Genomic DNA, 5859 nt, shown 5'->3' on the forward strand with positions numbered 1-5859 from the left:
GGTTTTTAGTTTGGGCGATACTAAACTGATACGCATCCGCTCGGGGCTCATTTGTTGCAGACAATGTTCGATTAGGCTTTGGTCAAACTGCTGCATGGCATAATCACCAAATATTAGATCTTCTTCGGGGTAGTGTTGAAGGTTAAGCGATAAATGCGAGACTAAATCAATGGCTCGTGACTTTTCTTGAAATAAAAATGCCCGTTCAAAGACCTGCTGTTTTTCGCGATAGCGCCAAGCTTGTACGCCTTGCTCTCGAATTAACGCTAAATAACTAAAGCTGGCCGCAATGATATCATCGACCTTATTTAGACCTTCATCGGTAAGCGAATAGCTAAGGGTAAAGTCTTTAAAGTTACTGCCGCTGATGCCACCACCTGCGGCCATAGAATTGATTAGGCCAGCATGACGTAGCAGTGCCACTAAGCTTCCGGGCCCTTCATAACCCAATAAATGAGCAATGTAGGTCAGCGGCTTTTGTCGATAAAGTGCATCGGTATTATCGAAGCCAAAGGACAGGGTGAGTTTTTTTAAGTCTTTAACTGGTTGAATGTGGCATTCAATGGCTAAATGTTCCGCTAAATATAGTGGCGGCAGTTTGCTAGTTTGTTGGGAGACGCAAGGCACTGCTTCAAATAAGCGTCGAACATGGGCCTCTTGCAAGTCTAAGGACTTTTCACTAAGCAGTACTAATGACATCAGGTCTGCGGAATATTGCTGTTGGTAGAATTGTATTAAGTCATCGCGAATGCTTGCGCCTTGCTGATCGCTTAAAGTATCTAAATTACCTACTGAAAACTGGCTGAAAGGGTGAGCCGGATTAACAGTTTCTTTATGTACTTGATAGATGCGCCGAACATCGTCTTTTAGCTTTAATTGATATTCTGAATTAACGGCTTGGCGCTCACGCTCAACCAGCTCAGGATTAAAGCAAGGGCAAATGAAAAACTGGCTAAAACGGTCTAGCGCCTCGTCAAACCAACGGCTTTCTATATCAAAATAGTAATTAGTATATTCGGTGCCTGTCCATGCATTGTTGCTGCCGCCATAGCGGTTAATAAAGCTTTGATACTCGCCTGGGACAGGGTAGGAGTCAGTGCCTAAGAATAGCATGTGCTCTAAAAAGTGAGCCAAGCCTTCCCGTTGTTTGGGGTCGTTAAAATGACCTACATTTACTGCCAGTGAAGCGGCAGACTTTTGCGCACCAAGATCCTGAATCAACAGTACTTTCAGACCATTGTCTAATACTATATGGCGGTAAAGTTTCGGATCATTTGGGCTGATTCGCAAGACGGTTTCCTTATTTGCGCTAGTAGTATGATTATCATTCGCTTGCGCAGGTCTTGCAAACTCTGATGGATGTTTTGTGGCATATCAATTAAATTAGCAGCCAAAATTTGTAAGCTTGAGCGTTTAGCCATCGCTTTTTATTGAAGAAGAGCCCTTTATGCAAGTATATATCATGCGTCACGGTGAAGCCGAAATGTTTGCCGCCAGTGACAGTGAGCGAGCACTAAACCAGCAAGGTATTAACGAAGTGACCAAGATGGGACACTTTTTAAGAGATAAGATTACTCATCTGGATTATTTGTTGATTAGCCCTTATGTACGAGCTCAACAAACCTGGCAGTGTTTAGCCAAGCTATTACCTAAACCAGAGCAAACGGTAGAACTTAAAGAGTTAAGTCCTTCGGGCGATGAACAAGCGGTAGTGGCACTGATTAAAGAGCTGGCCATAGACAAGCCGAAGGCCAAGGTATTGGTTATTTCTCATTTGCCGCTGGTGGGTTTTTTGGTGGACGGTTTAGTGCCTGAAGTAGGTGCTCCTTTATTCAGTACCGCTGCTGTCGCAGAATTGGAAATTGCTGTAGAAAACAGCCTATTGTCATTGCAGCATCCAGTAAGTTTAAGTTAGTTTGGATTTATTATCTGGTTTTTGTTGCGTCCTTAGTGCTTTGGTCTTTTTGTTAAAAGTTCTTGGTTTTTTGTGCTTTTGCGATCCTGTTCGCGAAACCACCAATTAACCTCGAGTTTGTTGGAAATAGCGGAATTCTCTTTGTAGTATCCATATTGTCAGAATTAAGTAGTGGACAAGAACATGAAGATATTTTCTCGCTATTCTCCAGTAAAAATAGCCCGATACGTTAAAGCGTTTTTTAAAGGACGCTTGTATATCAAAGGACGAGGGGCTTATGAGTTTAACAATGGAAAATTAATCACACTGCCTAATCATAAAACCACCAAGCATCGGCAAACGGTGGCGGAAGTGAACCAACAAATCGATCAATTTAAAAATAAAGCCGCTTAGTTAGCTGGTTAACCTTGTAAAAAACCACTCTTGATGAGTGGTTTTTTAGTTTGGAGAATTAATTAATACCAGCAGCGCACTGGAACCGCCGTAGATTTTCGGCGCTTGATGGAAAGCTAAGACTTCAGGATGTTGAGCTAACCATTGAGGTACTTTGGTTTTTAATACTTGCTGGCCATGACCATGCATGATTGAAGCTACGTGGTAATGTTGCTGTTTACACTCTTGAATTAAAGCTGCTATTTCCTGCTTAGCTTGTAACTGGCTTAGACCATGTAGGTCTAACATAATTTCCGGATCATAATCACCGCGGCGAAGCTTCTTTAGCTCATAGGGATCACATTGTTCGCCTTGCCAACGCATCGGCCCTTCTGTAGGCAATAGCGGATGATATTCATCAGAAAAGAAGAATTGGTGATTATTTAGTACAGCGCGCTGTTGTTTTTCCCTTTGTTGGCTTTTTTTCTTGATTCGAGTAGGCTCAGGACTTATTTTATCTTGTTTTATCTGGCGAACGCCTTGAAGGGCTTGTTTAAAGGCCGCGAAATCTTCGTCAGTGGGTTTTTTCATCTTATTTATCAGTTGTGCCGGAAGCCATTTGTGGGTGATTGTACTTAAACTGGAGGCCAAATTGGAAAAGATATTTATCGAAGAAGCAGTCGATGAGTTACATACTATTCAAGATATGATCCGTTGGGCGGTGAGTCGCTTTAATGCTTCGGGGGTTTTCTATGGCCATGGTACAGACAACGCTTGGGATGAAGCGGTACAACTGATTCTGCCTAGCTTGCATTTACCTTTGGATATTGACCCCGAGGTACGCCATGCCCGCTTAACTCGTCAAGAGCGAACTCTGTTAGTTGAGCTGGTGGTTAAACGTGTTCAAGAACGTATACCAGTGGCTTATCTTACTAATAAAGCATGGTTTGCCGGTTTAGAGTTCTATGTTGATGAACGGGTTTTAGTGCCTCGCTCTCCCTTTGCCGAGCTCATCGAAAATCAATTTTCGCCTTGGTTAACTCAAGAACCACAACGTATTCTCGATTTGTGTACTGGTAGCGGTTGTATTGCCATAGCTTGTGCTTACGCTTTCCCCGAGGCCGAAGTTGATGCGGTGGATATTTCAGAAGAGGCTTTAGCCGTGGCTGAAATTAATATTCAGGGACATGGCTTAGAGCAGCAGGTTATTCCTATATTGTCTGATGGCTTTAATCAACTTAGCGGGCAGCGTTATGACTTAATCGTGAGTAATCCTCCTTACGTTGACGCTGAAGACATGAGCAACTTGCCTGATGAATTTGCTCACGAGCCTGAGCTGGGTTTGGCGTCAGGTTTTGATGGTTTAGAATTAACTAAACGAATTTTGGCAGATGCGGTCGAACACCTAAATCCTAAGGGCTTGTTAATTGTAGAAATTGGCAATAGCCAGATACACATGCAACAGCAGTATCCAGAGGTGCCTTTTACTTGGATTGAATTTTCTAATGGTGGGCATGGCGTATTTATTATTAGCCGCGAGCAATTATTAGCTTGTGGCGACCTATTCAAACAGTAAGGAAGCAATTGATGGCAGGAAACAGCATTGGCCAGCTATTTCGAGTCACAACTTTTGGTGAAAGCCATGGTGTGGCACTGGGATGTATCATCGACGGTTGTCCACCAGGGGTTGAAATAACTGAAGAGATGATTCAGAAAGATTTGGATCGTCGTAGACCGGGTACTTCTCGCTATACCACCCAGCGCCGTGAACCCGACCAAGTAAAAATCTTGTCAGGGGTATTTGAAGGGAAGACCACTGGTACATCAATTGGTATGTTGATTGAAAATACCGACCAACGCTCGAAAGATTACTCGAATATTAAAGACATGTTCCGCCCTGGCCATGCCGATTACACCTACCATCAAAAATATGGTACGCGTGATTATCGTGGAGGTGGCCGTTCTTCTGCACGTGAAACGGCAATGCGAGTAGCCGCGGGTGTGATAGCTAAAGAGTATCTTAAGCAACAGCATGGTGTGGACATTCGTGGCTACCTTAGTGAGCTTGGCCCAGTAAAAGCTGAAAACATCGATTTTGAGCAAATTGAGCAGAATCCCTTTTTCTTTCCTGATGCCAGCAAACTTGAGCAATTGGATGAATTTATGCGAGCGCTTAAAAAAGAAGGCGATTCAATTGGTGCGCGTTTAACTATTGTGGCTACTCAGGTGCCAGTGGGTTTGGGAGAGCCAGTATTTGACCGTCTTGATGCTGATATCGCGCATGCCTTGATGGGGATTAATGCGGTTAAGGCCGTTGAGATTGGTGATGGTTTTGCGGTGGTTAATCAACGTGGCAGTGAACATCGAGACGAAATGACACCGCAAGGTTTTAGCTCCAACCATGCTGGAGGAGTATTAGGTGGCATTTCTTCAGGACAAGATGTAATTGCACATATTGCGCTTAAGCCTACTTCGAGTATTACCGTGCCGGGACAAACCATTGATAAATTTGGTCAGCCAGTGGAAGTGGTGACTAAAGGACGCCACGACCCATGTGTAGGGATTAGGGCTGTGCCTATCGCCGAAGCTATGTTGGCCATTGTATTAATGGATCATTGCTTGCGGCAGCGTGGACAAAATGGCGACGTGACTACCGATACGCCGATCTTACGCTAGACACTTTTAGTGTTTGTTTAAGCCCTTAAGTATCATTTATTTAAGGGCTTTTTTATCGCCAAAGTATTTGTTTGAATAAGCCATGTTAGATGATGTAGAGCAACTCATTTGTTTATTTAACCACTGCTTCGTTGACTATGATACGGTGCTGGTGGCGGGTGATGATGAACCCTTGTATTTACCCAAAGGGCAGGGGCGGGCTCAGCATCAAATTATTTTTGCCCATGGTTTTTTTGCTAGCGCACTGCATGAGATTGCGCATTGGTGTATTGCCGGTGAACAGCGTCGTCTCTTGGAAGACTACGGCTATTGGTATCATTCCGATGGTCGCAATCAGCAGCAACAGCACGCTTTTGAACAAGTAGAGGTGAAACCTCAAGCATTAGAGTATGCTTTTTGTTTGGCTGCAGGGCGCCCTTTTCAGGTTAGCGTTGACAACTTATCGGGGTTTCAAAGTGATAGACACGCCTTTGGTGCCGCAGTTGAGCAGCAATACCAGTACTACCTGAAACAAGGCTTTCCCTTACGCGCCCAACGCTTTATCGACCTATTAACGACGGCTCGTCAATCTCAACTTCTAGGCTCTTTGTAGAGGTGTATTATGCTTAAGCTTGGATTGATTATTAACCCTATTGCTGGTTTAGGTGGCAGTGTGGCGCTAAAAGGTAGTGATGGGGTGGCAGAGCTGGCGCTGGCTAAGGGAGCGGTTAAACAAGCCAATTTGCGAGCTCATCAAGCCTTGTTGCCACTGAGTTCACTACAGCATGATTTCACTATTTTGACCGCATCTGCGGAAATGGGGGAGCAGCTTTGTGAGCAATTGAAGTTACCCTATCAAGTGGTTTATCGAGCAGCTGAGCCCTGTAGTGCTGAAGATACTCAATTGGCGGCACAAC

At 44.2% G+C, this 5859-nt stretch carries 7 protein-coding genes and 1 pseudogene; 6 read left to right on the plus strand and 2 right to left on the minus strand.

The window, feature by feature from the left end; all coding sequences use genetic code 11:
• Positions 1 to 1290: insulinase family protein (locus ACQY6Q_RS10750; RefSeq protein ID WP_427981246.1), on the minus strand; the 1290-nt coding region annotated here is incomplete at its 3' end.
• A 157-nt stretch (positions 1291 to 1447) separates the two neighbouring features.
• Between ACQY6Q_RS10750 and sixA the strand changes: the two genes are divergently transcribed.
• Both sixA and ACQY6Q_RS10760 read left to right on the plus strand, forming a co-directional pair.
• Positions 1448 to 1915 (plus strand): phosphohistidine phosphatase SixA, encoded by a 468-nt coding sequence (gene sixA, locus ACQY6Q_RS10755; RefSeq protein ID WP_427981248.1) that lies wholly within the window; start codon positions 1448 to 1450, stop codon positions 1913 to 1915.
• 183 nt (positions 1916 to 2098) lie between these two features.
• Positions 2099 to 2308 carry a DUF1107 domain-containing protein gene (locus ACQY6Q_RS10760; protein WP_055732046.1) on the plus strand — a complete coding sequence of 70 codons (210 nt, stop codon included), beginning with the start codon at positions 2099 to 2101 and terminating at the stop codon, positions 2306 to 2308.
• A gap of 45 nt (positions 2309 to 2353) precedes the next feature.
• Here the strand turns inward: ACQY6Q_RS10760 and smrB are convergent, their stop codons facing one another.
• Positions 2354 to 2878: an endonuclease SmrB gene (smrB, locus tag ACQY6Q_RS10765; RefSeq protein WP_427981251.1), complete on the minus strand. Its 525-nt coding sequence runs from the start codon at positions 2876 to 2878 to the stop codon at positions 2354 to 2356.
• Positions 2879 to 2939: 61 nt separating this feature from the next.
• Here smrB and prmB point away from each other — a divergent pair, with 61 nt between their 5' ends.
• The 4 genes and pseudogenes from prmB to ACQY6Q_RS10785 form a co-directional block, all read left to right on the plus strand.
• Positions 2940 to 3863 carry a 50S ribosomal protein L3 N(5)-glutamine methyltransferase gene (gene prmB / locus ACQY6Q_RS10770; RefSeq protein ID WP_427981253.1) on the plus strand — a complete coding sequence of 308 codons (924 nt, stop codon included), beginning with the start codon at positions 2940 to 2942 and terminating at the stop codon, positions 3861 to 3863.
• Between the two features lie 11 nt (positions 3864 to 3874).
• Entirely contained in the window at positions 3875 to 4963 is a 1089-nt protein-coding gene (gene aroC, locus ACQY6Q_RS10775; RefSeq protein ID WP_427981256.1) for a chorismate synthase, read from the plus strand.
• 82 nt (positions 4964 to 5045) lie between these two features.
• Positions 5046 to 5555, plus strand: coding sequence for an elongation factor P hydroxylase (locus ACQY6Q_RS10780; protein WP_427981259.1), 510 nt, complete (start codon positions 5046 to 5048; stop codon positions 5553 to 5555).
• A gap of 9 nt (positions 5556 to 5564) precedes the next feature.
• A pseudogene (locus ACQY6Q_RS10785) lies at positions 5565 to 5859 on the plus strand (ATP-NAD kinase); the annotation flags it as partial.

It is taken from the genome of Agarivorans sp. (genome assembly GCF_050295395.1).
Taxonomy (GTDB): Bacteria; Pseudomonadota; Gammaproteobacteria; order Enterobacterales; family Celerinatantimonadaceae; genus Agarivorans.